Consider the following 18,476-nt stretch of genomic DNA (forward strand, 5'->3'; position numbering starts at 1 on the left):
CCTGAGTTCTGAGTTATGCATTTTATAATGCCTGTCTCTACCCTCTTTATTCTAAAATCAAAAATCTGAAATCTAAAATCTCATTATGAGTTTATCTACAACAAGTATAAAAAGACCTGTTTTAACGATTGTACTGAATCTTTTAATTATTCTATTCGGTTTCATTGGTTATACTTTTTTGGGTGTAAGGGAATTTCCTTCTATTGACCCTGCGCAGGTTTCTATCAGAACCAATTATACCGGAGCCAATTCGGATATTATCGAATCTCAAATTACAGAACCTCTTGAAAAAGCAGTAAATGCTATTGACGGAATTCGAAATATAACATCATCAAGTAATCAGGGTAGCAGCAATATTACCATTGAGTTTAATCTGGATAAAGATCTGGAAGAAGCTGCCAATGATGTTCGTGACAAAGTTTCGCAAGCTATTAGAAGTTTGCCTCAGGATATTGATGCACCGCCTGTAGTATCAAAAGCAGATGCAGATAGTGATGCTATCATTTCGATGACGGTACAAAGCGATACAAGAAGTTCTCTTGAATTGAGTGATTATGCTGAGAATGTAATTTCACAGCGTTTAGAAACTATTCCGGGAGTAAGTGGTGTCCAGATTTGGGGACAAAAACGTTACGCGATGCGTTTGTGGATTGATCCTGTAAAATTAACCGCTTACAAATGTACGGTTGCCGATGTTCGTACCGCATTAAATGCTCAAAATGTCGAATTACCATCTGGAAAGTTAACAGGAAACAATACTGAATTAACTGTAAAAACAGTTGGTAACCTTTCTAAACCGGAGGAGTTTAATAATATTATCATTCGTACAGACGGAAATAAAATTGTTCGTTTAAGTGATATTGGAGGAGCTGAACTGGGTCCTGAAAATATCGAAACAAAACTGAGCCAATCCGGACTTCCAATGATTGGTCTTGCGATTGTACCAATGCCAGGGGCTAATTATCTGGATATTTCGGCTGAATTTTATAAAAAATACGAAGCTTTAAAAAAGGATCTTCCAAAGGATATTAAACTAAATATCGCCCTTGACAATACTATTTTCGTAAAGAAATCAGTGCATGAAGTTGCTGAGACTTTAGGAATTTCAATTATACTGGTAATTATCATTATTTACTTGTTCTTTAGAGACTGGGCAATTGCGTTCAGGCCTTTAATTGATATTCCGGTTTCATTAATTGCTACGTTTTTTATCATGTGGCTTTTTGGATTTTCGATCAATGTATTGACTTTACTTGCAATCGTTCTGGCAACAGGACTTGTGGTGGATGACGGAATTGTGGTTACCGAAAATATCTTTAAAAAGGTAGAAGAAGGAATGTCACCAATTGAAGCTGCGATTAAAGGTTCTAATGAAATTTTTTATGCGGTAATTTCGATTTCCGTAACACTTGCAGCAGTATTTTTACCTGTAATTTTCTTAGAAGGTTTCGTAGGCCGACTCTTTAGGGAATTTGGTGTCGTAATTGGTGCGGCAGTATTAATATCAGCCTTTGTATCATTGACTTTAACTCCAATGTTAAATGCTTATTTGATGAAAGGTGGCGAACAAAAAAAATCAAAATTCTACGTTAGAACGGAACCGTTTTTCGAAAAATTAAATAGCGGATATGCAGAGGCTTTAGCGCGTTTTATGGAAAAAAAATGGATTAGTTTTCCTATTCTGATTGCTTGTTTTGGATTGATCTATTTATTCTTTACCATTCTTCCTAAAGAAACTGCTCCTTATGATGATCGTAGCTCTGTAACTATGCGTATGACTACACCTGAAGGTTCTTCATACGAATATACAGATCGTTTTATGCAGGAAATTTCAAAACTGGTAGACGATTCTATTCCGGAGAAAAAAGTAAGTTTAGTAATTACGGCACCTGGTTTTGGAGCTTCGGCAACCAATACCGGTTTTATCAGACTTTCATTGAAAGAACCTGATGAAAGAAAGAGATCTCAAAAAGATATTGCCGATCAGCTGACTAAAATGACCAAGAGATATCCGGATGCCAAAACATCAGTAATTCAGCAGCCTACAATTGCCGTTAACAGACGTGGTGGCTTGCCAATTCAATATGTAATTCAGGCTCCTAATTTTGAGAAATTAAGAGAAAAAATTCCTGTATTTATGGATGAAGTGGGTAAAAGCGACGTTTTCTCTACAACAGATGTAAATTTAAAATTTAATAAGCCTGAAATAAACGTAAGTATTAATCGTGAAAAGGCAGAAAGTTTAGGGATTTCGATTATTGATATTGCCCAGACTTTACAACTTTCTTTAAGCGGACAACGTTTTGGTTATTTTATCAGAAATGGAAAACAATATCAGGTTATTGGCCAGTTTGATCAGAAAGACAGAGCAAAACCACTGGATTTGACTTCGATGTTTGTCAAAAACAACAAAGGCGAATTGATTCAGATGGATAACGTGGTAAATGTAGAAGAACAAAGTAATCCGCCACAATTGTACCACAACAACCGATACATGTCTGCAACTGTTTCTGCCGGTTTAGCTCCGGGTAAAAGTATCAGTGACGGTATCAAAGAAATGGACCGCATTAAAGCTAAAGTTCTTGACGAAAGTTTTACAACTGATTTAAGTGGTGAATCGAGAGATTTTGTTGAAAGTAGCTCGAATACATCTTTCGCTTTTGGATTGGCATTATTATTAATTTTCTTAATTCTTGCGGCACAGTTCGAAAGTTTTATAGATCCGTTTATTATTATTCTGACGGTTCCAATGGCGGTTGCAGGAGCTTTATTTTCGCTTTGGTTGTTCAATCAGACCTGGAACATCTTTAGCCAGATTGGTACTGTAATGCTTATTGGTTTGGTAACTAAAAATGGTATTTTGATCGTAGAATTCGCGAATCAGTTACGAGAACAGGGAAAACCAAAACTAGAAGCAATCTTAGAAGCTTCAGAAGCACGTTTACGCCCAATTTTAATGACCAGTTTAGCTATTGCTTTAGGAGCATTACCAATTGCAATGTCTTTAGGTGCAGCTTCTACCAGTAGAATTGGTATGGGAGTTGTAATCGTTGGAGGAACAATATTCTCTCTGGCATTAACTCTTTTTGTAATTCCGGCAATTTATGTAATGTGGTCCAAAGCCAGAAAACATTATCCTGAATTTGACCATATCGACGAATACGAAAGAGAAAGTAAGTAAAATAATTTATTAGCCGCATATTCATAAATTCATTTAAAGTTTGTGAACATGCGGTAAAAAAAAACAATATGAACATTAAAATTTTATTTAGCAGTTTATTATTATTCTTATGCATTACGGAGGTAAATGCGCAGGAACTTCTGACTATTGAAGATGCTATGAAAATTGCATTGGAAAATAATTTTGAAATTAAAATTGCCAAGAATAATTCAAAAATCAGCGAAACCAATGTAACCGTTGGAAACGCCGGAATGCTGCCTTCTGCTACAGCTTCGATTACAGACAATAACAGCGTTACAAACTCATCGCAAACACGTCAGGACGGGACTTCTACATCTTTAAACAATGCCAAAAACAACAGTTTGAATTATGGTGTAAGTTTAGGATGGACTGTTTTTGATGGTATGAAAATGTTTGCCAAATTAGATCAGTTGAAAGAATTACAAAAACTGGGCGATTCTGAATTAAAAAGAACCATTCTGGTAAAAATTGGTCAGGTAAACTCTGCTTATTATGATCTGGTTCAGCAACAGCAACAGCTTTCTGCTCTGGACACTACTATTGTTATTTCGAAACAACGATTAACATTGGCTCAAAATCGTTTCAGTATTGGAAAAGCTTCAAAATTAGAGGTTTTAAATGCACAAGTTGACTTAAACTCTGATCAGGTAGCCTTATTGAGACAAAAAGAATCTTATGCTAATGCTAAGATTTTATTAAACCAGTATTTAGCCCGTGATCCAAAAATTGATTTTACTGTAACCAATTCCGTTTCAGTAGACAATAAGCTTGTTTTGGTTGACTTAATGGATTTAGCACAAAAACAAAACCCGGCTTTAGAGTCTCAAATTATCAACAAACGTATTGCCGAGTTACAGCTTAAGCAGGTAAAAGCAGATCGTTATCCTGTTGTAAATTTAACTTCGGGTTATAATTTTGCAGAAAGTCAGTCGAGTTTAGGTTTTACAAGTTCTGCATCGTCAAGAGGTTTAAACTACGGATTTAATGCTACATTGAACATCTTTGACGGTTTTAATCAGCATCGAAATGAAAAAGTAGCGAAACTGCAAATCGAGAATTCTCAAATCGCTATCGAGCAGCAAAATATGATTTTGAATACCCAATTAAGCACTGCTTTTCAAACGTATTTGACCAATTTAGAATTAATTGGTTTAGAAGAAGATAACGTGACGATCGCCAAACAGAATTTAGATATTACTTTGGATAAATTCAGAATTGGAACAATCACAACTTTGGATTTCAGAACAGCTCAGCTTAATTATGTCAATGCAAAAGTGCGTTACAGCAATGCTCAATATGAGGCTAAATTATCTGAAATTGCATTAAAAGAATTAGCTGGAAATATTAATTTTTAAACTAAATTTGTTTCAAAACAAGCTTAAATGATCTCATACAATACCAAAGACTGGTTTGCTTTTATCTTTCATTTTCATAAATCTGATACGGTTCGTAAACTGTTTCCGATTATGATTGCCATCGGAATATACTCGGCAACAGTAGGATATCTTGAAGTTCATTATTTTAAAGTAACAAAAAACGATTACATCCACAGCATTCCAATCATGCATGGAATGCTTGGTTTTGTAATTTCACTTTTACTTGTTTTTAGAACAAATACGGCTTATGACCGCTGGTGGGAAGGTCGTAAACTTTGGGGCGGACTTGTAAATAACAGTCGCAATCTGGCTATAAAACTTTCGGCCATTTTAAAAGATGAAAACGACAGAAAGTTTTTTAGAAAATACATTCCAATGTATGCTGATATTTTGCATAAACATTTAAAAGATGAAGATACCAGCAAACAGCTTTTTGAAGATGTAGATTTAGAAATTGATCAGCATAAACACAAACCAAATCAGTTAAAAAGAATCATGTATCATAAAATCAATGATTTGTATGATGCGCAAAAAATTACTGGTGACCAGCTTATTACTTTAAATGACGAATTGGTTGCTTTTACAGATATCTGCGGTGCCTGTGAACGAATTAAAAACACTCCTATTCCCTACTCTTACAGTGCATTCATAAAAAAATTCATTTTCTTTTATATTATGACCCTGCCTTTTGGATATTCAGTTAGTTTAGGCTATCTGGTCGCTCCTGTAGTGGTTTTTATCTTTTATGTCCTGGCGAGTTTAGAATTAATTGCCGAAGAAATCGAAGATCCGTTTGGTGATGATGAAAATGATTTGCCAACCAAAAAAATAGCAGAAAACATCAAAAAACATATCGAAGAACTGATTTAATAAAACGTTAAATCTGCTTTTTATATCCTTATTTTCCTTAAATTTAAAGTCTTCACCAAAAACTTAAGTTTAATGAATAACCAACGTTTTTTAGTCAATCCGCTTCAGCTATCACAAGAAAAATCGTTAAAGACTCTTGTCGAGAACAGAACCATTTACAATCTTAGTCATTGTGAATTGAATTTGTTTGAAACCTACGAATCGACTAAAATGGTTCCGTTAAAATTTAATGATTTGGTTGTGACCAGTATGCTTCGTGGCAAAAAAGTCATGCATCTTTTCGATGATCCGGAATTTGAATATCTGCCGGGTGAAACCGTGATTGTGCCTTCTAATGTAGAAATGAAAATTGATTTTCCGGAAGCCTCCAAAAACAATCCTACTCAATGTCTGGCTCTGGCTATTGACCAGACTAAAATCGCCGAAATTTTAAACTTCTTAAACGAGCAATATCCCAAAGAAGGAAACAATATGTTCTGGCAATTGAACTATCAGAATTATTTCTTTTACAATAATGTCGAAATGGCAACGACGATCAATAAACTGATTAAAGAATGCATGAGCACATCTATTACCAAAGATATTCTGGCTGATTTAACTTTAAAAGAATTATTGATTCGGATTATTCAAACCCAAACGGTAAAGTCTTTGGATGAAGGTAAGTTTATAGAAGACAGCAATCCGATAAAAGAGGTTACGGAATATATCAAAGAAAATTTGAAGGAAAACATGAATTTAAAAATTCTAAGCGAAAAAGCCTGTATGAGCACAGCTTCTTTCTATCGTTTCTTTAAGCGCGAACTCGGAATGAGTCCGATTGAATATATTTTGAATGAAAAAATAAAATGTGCCAAAAATTTATTGAAGAACCCAACATTACAAATCAATGAGGTTTGCTATCTCGCCGGATTTGAAGATGCTAATTACTTTATCAGATTATTTAAAAAATACGAAGGAATCACACCGAAACAGTATCAGTTACTTTATATTAATTAGGTTCAAAGTCACAAAGGTACATAGAGGCAAAGTTTAATTTGAGGAGTCTCTTTCTTTGTCAACATATCAAAATATGTAAATACAGTAATAATTTTCCACATCAAGATAAAACCTTTGCAACTTTGCAACTTTGAATCTTTGCTACTTAAAAATTATTCTATCCTCGTAACCGGTTCTAAATCCTTCTCCTCTTCTTCTGTAAAAATTCGATATTCGATTTGAAAAGTTTTCTTTAGAGGTGTTTCCAGAGAGAAACCGCCAACTCCAAAAGCATCAATTACGGTTAACGTAAAATGGGCATGTTTCCAGTATTCAAATAAATCTTTATCGACCCAAAACTCAGTATCTTCAACAGTTCCAATACACACATCTCCCATTCGTTGATAATATCCGCCTTTTTCAAAACATTGTGGCTGCGTTCCTTCACAGCATCCTCCGGCCTGATAAAACATTAAATCTCCATGTTTTTCTTTTAGAATTTTAATTAATTCTATCGCTTTTTCTGTGGCATCAATTCTTTTAATCATGATTTCTGTATTTTAAAAAAGCAGCAAACCTATTAATATAAATTTACTGCTTTTTTTAATTGTTATTATGAATTTGCAATATCAAGAACGACTCGTCCTTCGATTTGCCCTTTTTTCATTTTATCAAAAACTTCATTTACATCTTCTAATTTTGCCGGATTCACTGTGGCTTTCACTTTTCCTTCGGCAGCAAATTCTATTGCTTCTTTCATGTCTTTACGTGTTCCAACAATAGAACCACGAATTGTAATTCTGTTCAAAACAGTATCAAAAATCGATAAATCAAAATTACCTGGAGGAAGTCCGTTTAATGCCATAGTACCTTTTCTTCTCAATGTTTCAAGACCTTGCTTGAATGCAACAGGAGAAACTGCGGTAACTAATGCCCCATGCATTCCGCCAACTTCTTTTTTTAAGTATTCTCCAGGATTTTGATTTTTTGCATTTACTACTAAATCAGCCCCAAGTTTTTTAGCCAAATTCAATTTATCATCTGCAACATCAATGGCAGCAACATGCATTCCCATTGCTTTTGCATATTGAACAGCAACGTGTCCTAAACCTCCAATTCCAGAAATTGCAACCCATTCTCCCGGTTTTACTTCGGTTTCTTTTAAGCCTTTGTAAACTGTAACTCCGGCACAAAGTATGGGAGCCATCTCCATAAAATTGACATTTGAAGGTAAAATTCCAACATAACGTGCATCAGCAATTACAAATTCAGCAAATCCGCCATCAACGCTGTAACCACCATTTTGCTGGCTTTCGCATAAGGTTTCCCAGCCTGTAATACATTGGTCACATCCGCCACAGGCACTATAAAGCCATGGTACTCCAACAGCATCACCTTCTTTTACATTTTTTACATCCTGACCTACTGCCGCAACATAACCTACGGCTTCATGTCCCGGAATTAAAGGCATTTTGGGCTTTACTGGCCAATCGCCTTCAACAGCATGCAAATCTGTATGACAAACACCACTTGCAATCACTTTTACAAGAATTTCATTTCTTCCCGGTCGTTTTACTTCAACTTCTTCAATTTTTAAAAGAGATCCAAATTCTCTAATAACAGCTGCTTTCATCGTTTTTGGTAACATAACAAAGATTGATTTAGTGAGTATAGTAAACAAAATCGTTTATTATTACTCAGGTTTATATTAAATAGGGATAATACTTGCTGGGTTTGATTTTACAGAAATAATATTCAACACATAGAAGCATAGATTTTTTGTGTATTACAAAGAATGCTAAAGAGGAATATATTTTCCTCACATAGCAAAAACTATGTATTTTAAAAACAAGTGAAACGTCTTTTTCAGACTATAAATTCTATGTTTCTATGTGTTTACCCAAACAATTAAAGGTTCTTTTAGAAGAAACCTAATTTCTTTTTATCGTAAGATATCAGCATATTTTTTGTCTGGCGGTATTGTCCTAACATCATTTTGTGATTCTCACGACCAATTCCGGATTGTTTGTAACCTCCAAATGGAGCTCCGGCCGGATAAGAGTGATATTGATTGATCCAGACACGACCGGACTGAATTGCTCTGGGAACCTGATAAATTTCGTGTGCATCTCGTGTCCAGACTCCTGCACCTAAACCGTACATGGTATCATTGGCGATTTCAATCGCTTCTTCGGTAGTTTTAAAAGTAGTTACAGCTAAAACAGGTCCGAAAATCTCTTCCTGAAAAATTCTCATTTTGTTATGCCCTTTAAACAACGTTGGTTTAATGTAATAACCACCTTCGAGATCTCCGCCTAAATGATTCTCATCACCACCTGTCAGTAATTCTGCACCTTCTTCTTTTCCTAATTTAATATAAGACATAATCTTTTCTTTCTGAACCAATGAAGTTTGCGCTCCAATCATAGTAGATTTATCCAGCGGATTTCCTTTAACAATCGCTTCTGTTCTTTCGATTACTTTTGCAATAAACTTATCGTAAATATCTTCGTGAATTAACAATCTCGACGGACAGGTACAAATCTCACCCTGATTCAGCGCAAATAAAACAGCACCTTCTATCGCTTTGTCAAAAAAGTCATCATCGTGATCTGCTACAGACGGGAAGAAAATATTAGGCGATTTCCCTCCTAGTTCCAATGTTACCGGAATAATATTTTCAGTAGCATATTGCATAACCAAACGCCCTGTAGTGGTTGAACCTGTAAAAGCTGCTTTTGAAACTTTTTTGTTGGTTACCAGTGGTCGGCCTAATTCGGCACCAAACCCGCTTACAATATTTAAAACTCCGGCAGGAAGAATATCTCCAATTAATTCCATTAAAACCAAAATAGAAATCGGGGTACTTTCAGCTGGTTTTAAAACAATTGTATTTCCTGCTGCCAGTGCCGGAGCAATTTTCCATACTGCCATTAAAATTGGAAAATTCCACGGAATAATCTGCGCCACAACTCCCAGCGGTTCACTTAAAGCGATTGTAACGGTTTGAGAATCCAGTTCTGCAATCGAACTTTCTTCGGCACGAATTACTCCTGCAAAATATCTAAAGTGATCAATTGCCAGCGGAATATCAGCTGCGAGGGTTTCGCGAATTGGTTTTCCGTTATCAATAGTTTCTACAGTTGCAATATATTCAAGGTTATCCTCTATTTTTTGTGCAATCTTATTCAATAAAATGCTTCGTTCTGTAGCTGATGTTTTTCCCCATGTTTTAAATGCTTCATAAGCTGCATCAACAGCAAGTTCTAAGTCTTCTTTTCCGGAATGCGCTGCTTTTGTAAATACTTTTCCGTCTATAGGAGAAAGTACATCAAAATATTCCCCTTTAATCGGTGCTGTAAATTTTCCGTTTATGTAATTGTCATATTTTGCCTTAAATTCAGGTCTTTGTGCGGTTGTGCTCATAATATGTTTTTTTGATTCATTTCAAATTTACTTTCATAAATTGATTCAGAATAGCACTTTTCATTCATCTAATAGCACAAAAATTACACATTCGTTTTTATAACTAACTTTTAATATTTATTTATTAAAAAATTGGCTTTAAAAATATAAAATACTCAGGTTCAGGGATTTTTATAAGAATAAAAATCAGTCCGAAAAAACCAAATAAATTGTTTCTTACTACAACGCGCAATCCTTATATTTGTATCCTCATACAAGAATAAAAAAGTTAACATGAAAATATCTTACAACTGGTTAAAACAATTTATTAAAACTGACTGGACATCTGAACAAACTTCAGAATTATTAACCGATTTGGGTCTTGAAGTAGAAGTTGTCGAAAAATACCAGTCTGTTAAAGGCGGTTTGGAAGGTGTTGTTGTAGGACACGTACTTACTTGTGAAAAGCATCCTGATGCAGACAGATTAAAGGTTACAACTGTAAATATTGGTTTAGAAGCCCCTATTCAGATTGTTTGTGGTGCTGCTAATGTGGCTGCCGGACAAAAAGTGCCTGTTGCAACCATAGGAACCGTTCTATATGATAAAGAGGGTGCTGAATTTTCTATTAAAAAAGGTAAGATACGCGGACAGGAAAGTCATGGAATGATTTGTGCCGAGGATGAATTAGGTTTGGGAACAAGTCACGACGGAATCATGATTCTGGACGAAAAACTGGTACCGGGAACCAAAGCATCTGAAGTATTTAAGATTGCTAATGATGAAGTATTCGAAATTGGATTAACTCCAAACCGTGCTGATGCCATGAGCCACTTAGGTACGGCACGTGATCTAAGAGCCGGAATGCTGCAACGTGGTGTCAATGTTGAATTGATTACACCATCTGTAAGTAATTTCAGAGTAGACATGCGTACTTTAAAAATCGACGTGAATGTTGAGGAGCCTCTTTTGGCACCCAGATATTGTGGTGTTACTATTTCTGGTATTTCTGTTCAGGAATCTCCGGCATGGTTACAAGATCGTTTGAAAGCTATTGGATTAACTCCAAAAAATAATATTGTCGATGTTACTAATTATGTTTTACACGAATTAGGTCAGCCTCTTCATGCATTTGATGCAGCAAAAATCAACGGAAAAGTGATTGTAAAAACACTTCCTGAAGGTACAAAATTTGTTACGCTGGATGATGTTGAAAGAACTTTACACAAAGAAGACTTAATGATTTGCGACGAAAAAGGTCCGCTTTGTATTGCGGGAGTTTTTGGAGGAAAAAAATCAGGTGTTACTGAAGGTACTACAACTATATTCTTAGAAAGTGCTTATTTTGATGCGGTAAGCGTTCGTAAAACAGCTAAAAGACATCAATTGAATACAGATGCTTCTTTTAGATTTGAAAGAGGAATTGATCCAACAATTACAGAATATGCCTTGAAACGTGCAGCCCTTTTAATTCAGGAGGTTGCAGGCGGAAAAATAACATCTGATGTTGTAGAAGTATATCCTAAAAAAGTAGAAGATTTTTCAGTTTTATTGAATTTCAGTCATGTTTCGAAAATTATCGGACAGGAAATTCCAAAAGATACCATCAAAAAAATCCTGGTTTCTTTAGACATTAAAGTAAACAGCGTTTCTGATTCGGGATTAGGTTTAACTATTCCGGCTTATCGCGTAGATGTGCAACGCGAAATTGATGTTATCGAAGAGATCTTGAGGGTTTATGGATACAACAACATTAACTTCTCTAAAAAGTTTAACGCAACCGTTTCTAATTCGCCAAGAACAGAAGATTACAAAGTGCAGAATGTGATCGCTTCTCAGTTAAACTCACAGGGTTTTCATGAAATGATGGCAAATTCTCTGACAACAGCAGCTTATGCTAAATTATCTACTGTTTTAAAAGAAGAACATAATGTTACGATGTTAAACCCGTTAAGCAGTGATTTGGCTACTATGCGTCAGTCTTTATTGTTTTCTGGTTTAGAAGCTATTTCGTATAATATCAACAGAAAAAATGCTGATTTAAAATTATTCGAATTTGGAAAATCGTACCACAAATATCTTAACGGATATGAAGAGCACAAACATTTAACTTTATTAATTTCAGGAAACAGAAACAAAGAAAGCTGGACAAACCCGCAAAAAGCTACTGATTTCTTTTTACTAAAAGGATATGTTAAAGGTGTTTTAACCCGTTTAGGAATTGATAAAATTACGAATGCACCAGTTCAGTCTGATGTGTTTTCTGAAGGAACTGCAATTTGCTACAACAATGATACGCTGGTTGAAATGGGTGTAGTGAAAAAGTCAATACTGAAACATTTCGGAATCAAACAAGATGTTTATTTTGCTGATTTTAACTGGGATTTAGTTCTGAAAATCATCACTGGAAAAATTAAGTATAGTGAAATTCCTAAATATCCTGAAGTACGCAGAGATTTAGCTTTGCTAATTGATAAGAGTACTACTTACGAAAGTATATTTAATCTGGCTAAACAAACAGAAAAATCACTTTTGAAAGATGTTAATTTATTTGACGTTTACGAAGGCGAAAAACTTCCGGAAGGTAAAAAATCATATGCTTTGAGTTTTACCATTCAGGACAATACCAAAACGCTTACAGATGCTCAAATTGATAAGATCATGTCGAAACTGCAACAAACTTTTGAGACTGAACTTGGAGCAAGTTTAAGATAAAAATTATTCCTTTTTAAATACAAAACCCGGCTTTGTTAAGTCGGGTTTTCTGTTTTAAAAATTAACGCGCGTTGACAATCGTCTTGCTCCAACTGAATTGGGATGAATCTCGTCACGCCAGTAATCGGACGAATTTAAAAGTCCTCGGTAATCTATTATCCTGCTTTGAAAACGATATCCGTAGTAGCCAAAATGATTTTTGATCTGCCATAAAAGGGCATAAAATTTATCCAGTAAACGTATAATGATATAGCATCGTAAAATTTCATCTGCAATACCCAATCGATCGAAAACAGGTTTTATCCAGGGCCCAAGCGGTAAATTAATCCCTACTATCGAAGGTCTGACACCAAGTTTAAATAACGGATAATCATAAGTATGCATATAAAAAATGGTATTGGGCGTAGAATGAGAATTTATGATGCTTGCAAAACCCAGATAATTGCGCATAATTGTGTTGAAAATGCTATTAAGGTTTGCTGAATTAAAAAGAGCAGCATCAAAAGTTGTTGTATTAAGATATCTTTTATACTGAATGCATTTTTGATATAAAGCATCTCCTGCAGACATATTTTTTAATTCATTTAATTTGGCTGAATCTGTAAAAAAAGCAGCATCAAACAATGTAACTCCTGAGTTTAATATTCTGCCCAATTGAGGAAATACATCATTTCCTCCTCCGCTAAAATAAATTCGGTCAATACGATAACCACTTATATACTGTACAAAATTAGCCCTGTCAGTATACATATCTGAAGTAGTTTCTCCAAATTTGGCCAAATGCAGACAGTTTAGATTAAGCCTTTGATTTTGATCTGTAATTGTATCATACAAATCCAGAACTCTTGGCACCGGATAATCTAACCAGGAATCACCTTCGAAAATAACATTTAGTGTATTGGCATTTCCGGCATTTCGTCTAAAAATAAACGAATTGGTAATAAAAGGCTGGTGCACCGACTCATCTTCTCCTTCTGTCAAAGAAACACTAACACTGTTTAGCTGTTTTAAAGCATTATAAGTCTGATCATTTGGATAAATTATTCCCGTAACCAGAATCCTGTTATTAGCCTGAAAATTTAGAACAGAAATAATTGTATTATCTGTTTGATTGTTTACAATAACTCCATTTGTTTGTACTGGATATCCTAATGCTTTTAAATAATTTTGAATCTGCAGAACATCAGCAGGATTATTAACAGCATTCAGGCCAACACTATTGCTTACTATTCCTGACAGATTCTGACTGGAAGGATTTTGATTTATGAGCGAGGTATTCGAAACTATATTTTCCATTGTATTCCGGTGTTATGTTATTTTGTTAGGGTTGATATAACCATGTCCTGCTCTGAAAACTTCAAAATTATTGTCTTTAAAAAAAGCAGTATCACAGGCATCAAAGAGTTTTTTTCTGATTGCTTTAATGTCAAGGTCAGGTTCTTTTTCGAGAATTTTCATGACTAAAGAAGCTACATAAGGCGCTGCCATACTACTGCCGCTTTTAGCCGTGAGTTTATTTGAAGCTCTGTTTTCTCTGCTTGAAGACGAACAGGATGATTTTATCTTAAAACCGGGTGCCACAAGCTCGGGTTTCATTCTCCCGTCAACGGTAGGTCCTGAACTGCTAAAAGATAAAATAGGTTTGGTTTCATCATCCTGATTATAAGCTCCTACCACAATACTGTATTTTGAATTACAGATAGAATTGGTTGTATGTGTTTTATTGGCAACGGCAGGCAAAAAAATGGACTGACCGCCGTCATCACGCTCAATATAACAATGATAACGGCCGTTTTTAACAGTTCTTCCCACTAATTCAATAGTCCAGAATTTTGAGTTTAACTTTCCGTTGATCAAAATATTAATTTGATTTTTACCGGTATTAGGTTCGTTACATCTGTGCAGACAAATACCTACTTCATCATCATCTTTTACAATCATTTCGTCTTTAAAAGGCGTTGACGAAAGCAGGAGCTTCTGATTATCATCATAAATATTGACACTTAAAACATCGTCTCCATGATACCAGATTTCCATTTCGTTGGGTGTGCGGTCATTTTTCTTGAACATCCACGGAATCTTGATTTTCTGATTTGGTTTAATATCGCCATAGCAATGCACGTTTGCCTGATGGTAATTTCCTGTGCTTTGTACAATGGCTGTTCCTTTTCTGGAAGTCAGAATATAATCAATTACTTGTTCTAACAATGTTTGTCCTGTATGTGCGTCACCATGACCTCCCAGACTCATATTGGTTACAAGTGGTCGCTCATATGCCTTCGAAATACAAAAATGAAGTCCCTCACAGGTTTTTACAGAATCTCCCAACGACAAATTTGATCCGTTAATATTATTTAAACCCAGATCAACTGCAACAATTGGAACATTGGGCGCAAAACTTCTTGCTGCAACAGCTCCGTTACCGCAGGCAATTCCCAAAACATGCGTTCCATGAGTTCCGCTTCCAAATAAATCTGATTTACCGGGATGATAACCCAGTTTCTTAAAAGGAAATTCATCCAATAGAGCTTCATTAATCTGTGCCTTGGTAATAATTCTTCCGTAACCATATTGATTTCCATCATATCGGTCTGATTGTACCCAAATATTCTCGAAACGTGTTTTGCCATCAACGATAAAATCAGGATGAGTAAAGTCGAAACCAAAATCGATAATTCCAAATACTACATTTGAAACTCCGTTGTCTGTAACGTCGTTTTTCTTTTCTAAAACCTGATTTTCAAAATCTTGTTCTATTGCCTGATTTGCAGGAACTACGCTGGGTGCTTTTAGACTTTTTACTTTTTTACTATTGTAAATCGTCAATAAAAAACGCCTCTTGGTGCGTATGCTTACAATTTTGCCAAATTCTGAAATGATTTTGCAATGATCCGGATAATCCTTTTCTTTTTCTAAACGCATCAGTAAGGATAATTCTTCATCCGGATTACCATATAATATAACTTTAAGTCTAGGATCCATGATTTTGCATTTAGTTTTTTAAAAAGATTTTAAGGCTGATAATTTCTCTAAACTTATTTCCGTTCTAATCCCTAACGTTTTCATTTGGGATTAGTTTTAGATTGTGTTTTTACATCAGGCTCAACAGGTTTTGTATTTCCTGCCTGATTTGCTTTTGCTACTTCGTCCAGCCTTTTCTCGATTTTTGCAATAGATTCGTTTATGGCGATTTTATCTTTGTCAAACGATTCTATTTTTGCCTTTAGTCCGGACAATTCTTTTAGAATAGTCTCTTCCAGGTTTTTATTGCTAGCTGTTATTTCATTCCTTACAGCTTCTAAGGTTATCACGTTTACAGGCTGTTCTTTAGGAGGATTTGGCAAAGTTCCCGTTCCTGTTGGTGGTAATGACGGAGTACTGTGCGTAACAGGAATTATTACGGCTTCTGTTGTTGCAGCATGAGAGTTCTCTCCTTCTATTTTTGCCTTATTATCAATAATTAAATAGCTCAACAATGGATTTTCTGAAATCATTCCCGCTAAAATTCCCGTATTGGTCACTTCCTTATTTCCCGGAATATTATAATAGCTCGCTCTGCTGTTTGCTATAAAATAATTGATTAGTAAATTAAATGGATTCATCTTTTATAATTTTAAGGTTAATAAAAACAAAAGGGCAATTGGGTTCAACTGCCCTGTTTTAATATTACTTGTTCATCATCATCATCACCATTGCAAGCGGTAATATGTTGTTATTGTTTGTATTGTCTTTATTTTGTTGAGACATAATTAAGACTAACGGCAACATCATATTGTTGTCTGATTTTCCTGAACCTGAATCTCCCATTGTTGTCATCATAGGTAATAACAATGACATGGTTTGATCTACATAAATAGCACTTGTGTTTGCTTTTTCGACGATTTTTGTAGACAATACATTTCCGTCTTTATCTTTTGTATCAGCTACAATCTCCAGATTTTCAGGTTTCAGTTTTGGCTGATTCAGAAGAGATCCCATCATGCTCATCATTTGCATATTCTTTAAAACCTTGGTTTGGTTATCCCCTTTTCTGGCATCAATTTTTGCAAATTCTGTATGTTTTTGATCTAACGCTACCAAAGCTTTATTGGTTGCCAATGAAGTCTTTTTAAGCTCATTTACCTGATTAGAAATGGCATCAAGCGATTTTTTCAGTTCGCTTTTGGTGGCATAATCATTAGCTCTTCCGCTTAATGCTTTACCAAAGTTTGATCTTTGTTTTACCGCAGAACTCACATTGGGTCTGATGCCTCTTGTTGATGGTCGTCTGCGCTTTGCAGCTTCATCATAACTTTCGTCGTAACTTTCTAATAAATCTTCGCTTAGCAAATCTTCACCATAGTAGTCTTCATTCAATAAATCTTCATCTAAATAACTTTCGAAATAATTCATAATTTTTAAATTTAATGGTTAATTTTTGTTGAAATAATGTTTGTTATATTTCTGGATTGCAGGTTGTATATATTTATTAAAAAGAATGAAATCCGGAATACTGTTTCCTGGTTTTCCTGTTCCAAAACATTCCGGACAATCTATATTATCCCCAAAACATTCAGTACAGGCACCAATTGCTTTTGCCAGATCATCGTTTTGATTTAATTCAAATTCCAATTGAAATTTTAATCCTTCGATAATCGTAAAAAGCTTATGGTTAATTTTCTTTAGCTTCTTGATTCTTTCTTCAAGTTCTAAATCAATTTTGGGAGTTTCTTTTTCCTCTTCCGGTTCTTTTTTATCCATCATAGGCTGCATTAGCTCAAAGTATTTGGCCATTTCAGGATTATGTTCTTTCAAATATTCTATATAAGCATCCATTGGTATAACTTTTTAGGTTTTATAAACTGGCAATAGAATTTTCAAGTCTATTTATTCTGTTTGGGGTGTTGGTGCCAACAAACTGGCCGTATTGATCGATGTAGTAATCTTCGGTTGGAATTAATCCTCCATTGTAATATTCATATAGAATATTTTCTGTGAGATAATTGACACTTTCGATTAATTCTGCAAAAGAATGGCTTTCGATTGGTGCATTTGGACTTGCTGTTCCTAAACTCTGCTGAGCTTGTCCGGCCTGAAATTGCGGATTGTTGATTACACCTCCCAATTGATTGTACAACCCCTGTACTCTGCCAATATCCTGTGCTGCCTGAGGACGTAACTGAACCGGATTGTTTTGCACGTATTGCTGAATTGCCGGAATTGCGGCTCTACCCGCATCTGCCAGATATCGGGTTGTATTACCCCACGCCTGTCCAATTGGAGAAGGATTTTGTCTTGGTCTGTTGTTATAAACCGGACGTCGTTGCGGTTGTACTGGTCTTTGCTGTTGCTGCTGGCGATTGTTGTCTAATGCTGCACTGGCAGATCCGGCAAGATTACTTACTAAGCCCCCTACGGCTCCTCCTATTTGTGGTGCTCCAAAATAAGTACCAATGGCTGTTCCTGCAATGGGAGCAACTGCCGAAACTCCTCTTAAAACTCCGGAACCTATACTACTGGCAACATTTCCTAAACTGGACCAAAATCCTTCGGCCTCACTTTCAGACATTTGGTCTACTCTTGACAATAGTACATCCTCTAATTCATTTTCATTAAGATTTGAATATTCAGGACCTAAAACATATCGTACAGCTTCAAAATAATTGTCTTCGCTGAATGATTCTCCTTGAAAAACTTCATGATATAAACTCATAATTTTTAGTATTACAATTGACTCTTACTCTTTTAACAGGCTTTTCAGATTTCGCCTATCCATTTTGTGCACAAAAATGAACGATGTAAAATTGATTTTTTATAATTTATTACAAAACAGCACTTTAACCCTATTTTTTCAATAAATTTACCCTACAAAAAAAGGGGTATTTCCCCTTGTCAGCTTTGTAGGTTTAAAATAATTTTGCTCTGAAGATTTCATTAAAAATCTAGTTAACAAA

General features: G+C 35.2%; 14 protein-coding genes. 5 read left to right on the forward strand and 9 right to left on the reverse strand.

The genetic code is table 11. From position 1 onward, the window contains the following. Window positions 1-85: 85 nt before the first annotated feature. The 4 genes from A4F88_RS02475 (at window position 86) to A4F88_RS02490 (ending at window position 6,444) form a co-directional block, all read left to right on the forward strand. Window positions 86-3,181, forward strand: coding sequence for an efflux RND transporter permease subunit (locus tag A4F88_RS02475; RefSeq protein WP_068840943.1), 3,096 nt, complete (start codon window positions 86-88; stop codon window positions 3,179-3,181). A gap of 68 nt (window positions 3,182-3,249) precedes the next feature. Then, a complete protein-coding gene (locus tag A4F88_RS02480; protein WP_068840944.1) occupies window positions 3,250-4,557 on the forward strand; it encodes a TolC family protein in 1,308 nt (435 codons plus the stop codon). A 27-nt stretch (window positions 4,558-4,584) separates the two neighbouring features. Beyond that, window positions 4,585-5,448 carry a bestrophin family protein gene (locus tag A4F88_RS02485; RefSeq protein ID WP_068840945.1) on the forward strand — a complete coding sequence of 288 codons (864 nt, stop codon included), beginning with the start codon at window positions 4,585-4,587 and terminating at the stop codon, window positions 5,446-5,448. A 72-nt stretch (window positions 5,449-5,520) separates the two neighbouring features. After that, window positions 5,521-6,444 (forward strand): AraC family transcriptional regulator, encoded by a 924-nt coding sequence (locus A4F88_RS02490; RefSeq protein WP_068840946.1) that lies wholly within the window; start codon window positions 5,521-5,523, stop codon window positions 6,442-6,444. A gap of 152 nt (window positions 6,445-6,596) precedes the next feature. On the opposite strand, the gene A4F88_RS02495 is transcribed toward A4F88_RS02490, so the two are convergent. From A4F88_RS02495 to A4F88_RS02505, 3 genes are all read right to left on the reverse strand, one after another. Next, window positions 6,597-6,971: a DUF779 domain-containing protein gene (locus tag A4F88_RS02495; RefSeq protein ID WP_068840947.1), complete on the reverse strand. Its 375-nt coding sequence runs from the start codon at window positions 6,969-6,971 to the stop codon at window positions 6,597-6,599. A gap of 65 nt (window positions 6,972-7,036) precedes the next feature. Further along, the gene (gene adhP / locus A4F88_RS02500; protein ID WP_068840948.1) at window positions 7,037-8,071 is read right to left on the reverse strand and encodes an alcohol dehydrogenase AdhP; all 1,035 of its coding nucleotides are present in this window, start codon (window positions 8,069-8,071) and stop codon (window positions 7,037-7,039) included. A 272-nt stretch (window positions 8,072-8,343) separates the two neighbouring features. Further along, a complete protein-coding gene (locus tag A4F88_RS02505) occupies window positions 8,344-9,849 on the reverse strand; it encodes an aldehyde dehydrogenase family protein (protein WP_068840949.1) in 1,506 nt (501 codons plus the stop codon). 273 nt (window positions 9,850-10,122) lie between these two features. Between A4F88_RS02505 and pheT the strand changes: the two genes are divergently transcribed. After that, window positions 10,123-12,543: a phenylalanine--tRNA ligase subunit beta gene (pheT, locus tag A4F88_RS02510; RefSeq protein ID WP_068840950.1), complete on the forward strand. Its 2,421-nt coding sequence runs from the start codon at window positions 10,123-10,125 to the stop codon at window positions 12,541-12,543. A gap of 54 nt (window positions 12,544-12,597) precedes the next feature. On the opposite strand, the gene A4F88_RS02515 is transcribed toward pheT, so the two are convergent. The 6 genes from A4F88_RS02515 to A4F88_RS02540 all read right to left on the reverse strand — a co-directional run bounded on the left by A4F88_RS02515 (window position 12,598) and on the right by A4F88_RS02540 (window position 18,235). Next, window positions 12,598-13,839: a peptidoglycan-binding domain-containing protein gene (locus A4F88_RS02515; protein ID WP_068840951.1), complete on the reverse strand. Its 1,242-nt coding sequence runs from the start codon at window positions 13,837-13,839 to the stop codon at window positions 12,598-12,600. 12 nt (window positions 13,840-13,851) lie between these two features. Beyond that, window positions 13,852-15,525 carry a S8 family serine peptidase gene (locus A4F88_RS02520; RefSeq protein ID WP_068840952.1) on the reverse strand — a complete coding sequence of 558 codons (1,674 nt, stop codon included), beginning with the start codon at window positions 15,523-15,525 and terminating at the stop codon, window positions 13,852-13,854. 80 nt (window positions 15,526-15,605) lie between these two features. Beyond that, window positions 15,606-16,145 (reverse strand): hypothetical protein, encoded by a 540-nt coding sequence (locus A4F88_RS02525; RefSeq protein ID WP_068840953.1) that lies wholly within the window; start codon window positions 16,143-16,145, stop codon window positions 15,606-15,608. Window positions 16,146-16,209: 64 nt separating this feature from the next. Further along, complete coding sequence (locus A4F88_RS02530) at window positions 16,210-16,935, reverse strand: hypothetical protein (RefSeq protein ID WP_068840954.1); 726 nt, start codon at window positions 16,933-16,935, stop codon at window positions 16,210-16,212. An 18-nt stretch (window positions 16,936-16,953) separates the two neighbouring features. After that, a complete protein-coding gene (locus tag A4F88_RS02535) occupies window positions 16,954-17,358 on the reverse strand; it encodes a hypothetical protein (protein ID WP_068840955.1) in 405 nt (134 codons plus the stop codon). 19 nt (window positions 17,359-17,377) lie between these two features. After that, complete coding sequence (locus A4F88_RS02540; protein ID WP_068840956.1) at window positions 17,378-18,235, reverse strand: hypothetical protein; 858 nt, start codon at window positions 18,233-18,235, stop codon at window positions 17,378-17,380. Window positions 18,236-18,476 lie beyond the last annotated feature (241 nt).

The organism is Flavobacterium chilense, from assembly GCF_001602525.1.
GTDB lineage: Bacteria > Bacteroidota > Bacteroidia > Flavobacteriales > Flavobacteriaceae > Flavobacterium > Flavobacterium chilense.